The sequence below is a fragment of the Cryobacterium sp. MLB-32 genome, assembly GCF_000738085.1.
Lineage (GTDB): Bacteria > Actinomycetota > Actinomycetes > Actinomycetales > Microbacteriaceae > Cryobacterium.
Genome location: NZ_JPRS01000566.1, coordinates 1 through 588 on the forward strand (window position 1 = coordinate 1; position 588 = coordinate 588).

Genomic DNA, 588 nt, shown 5'->3' on the forward strand with positions numbered 1-588 from the left:
GTGTACGGGGCGCTGCCCTCAACCGTCGCACTCAGCGAGGTGGTTGAGGGCTCGAGAAAGATCGTTCGCTGGGCAATGCCGAGACTGATCATCACGGCCGCTAGAACGAATGCCACGATGGCAAAAACAAATCGCACGTATCACCCTTCCGTGTTGCCGAACGGTCACAGCGGGTACGCCCGCAGTGATTTCGAGTCCGATGGCAACAGACACGGACTTCTACGATACTTGGTTCTCCTGATAGGTGCCTAATAGTGGGAACATTGGCTCCCTGCCCGTGCCACCGCCTGTCATGGGAGCAGACTAAAGTTGCATCGGCCTCCCGGACTCCTGTCGCGCCCGACTCGTGTCCCGTGGATGCACAATTGTGAGGAGAAACCGTGCCCAACGACGAATCTGATTTCACCCAGGTCTTCCGTGGCTACGACAAAGACGAGGTGGCCAAGGCTCTGCAAGGCCTCCGTCGCGACCTGATCAAGGCCAACACCCACAGCGCGGAATCCAGCAAGGAAGTTCGGCGGCTATCCGCCCAGATCGACGAGCTCAACGCCATCATCGAAGAAGTCGGAAGCCCGACATTTTCCGGCC

General features: G+C 58.7%; 1 protein-coding gene. It reads left to right on the plus strand.

Annotated elements, in window-relative coordinates:
* Window positions 1–380: 380 nt before the first annotated feature.
* Window positions 381–588 (plus strand): DivIVA domain-containing protein (locus JF66_RS19985; RefSeq protein ID WP_035880636.1); only part of this gene is annotated, 208 nt, incomplete at its 3' end.